The organism is Campylobacter concisus, assembly GCF_002913045.1.
GTDB lineage: Bacteria > Campylobacterota > Campylobacteria > Campylobacterales > Campylobacteraceae > Campylobacter_A > Campylobacter_A concisus_AP.
In genome coordinates, this window is record NZ_PPAF01000027.1 from 1 (window position 1) to 631 (window position 631).

The window sequence follows — 631 nt, forward strand, 5'->3', positions numbered from 1 at the left end:
CCCACTTTTGCTTATAAATTGTAGCTGTGAGGAGTCAAGCCGTTTAAAGACAGCCACTATCGGCAGCAAGATAATAAGCGGCAAACTAAGCCAGCAAAGGCTTCATGAGCTAAAAGATGAAGATGGCATCTCGCGTTTTGAGGCGATGAGTGCGGCTGGGTTTAAACCACAAAATTTAGATGAAGCCATCTTAAAAGAAAACTCCCTACACGCCGATCTTGAGCTTCACATCGAGCAAGGTCCAGTGCTTGAGCGAAGCGGCATAAGCGTTGGCGTGGTGAGCGGGATCGCAGCTCCAATTAGATTTGAGATAACAATACAGGGCAAAGCTGATCACAGCGGTGCAACACCTATGAATATGCGCAGTGACGCCCTGCTTGCCGCCTCACACATCATAATCGCTGCAAATAAATTTGCCAAAAACAAAAAAACAGCCGTCGCAACCGTTGGCTACGCGCATGCAAAACCAGGCGTTTTAAACGTCGTGCCAGGTGAGGCAAGGCTTGGCGTTGATCTGCGAGATATCGATAAAAAAAGCCTTGAAGAGCTAAATTTAGAGCTTAGAAATTTTATAAAAGACCTAAGCGGTGACCTCAAATTTAGCTACGAGATAAGCGCTGCCTCTTACACA

The 631-nt window shown here is 46.3% G+C and carries 1 protein-coding gene; it reads left to right on the plus strand.

Annotation, left to right across the window (positions count from 1 at the left end; translation table 11 throughout):
- Window positions 1-631 (plus strand): peptidase dimerization domain-containing protein (locus CYP43_RS03870; protein WP_141089836.1); only part of this gene is annotated, 631 nt, incomplete at both ends.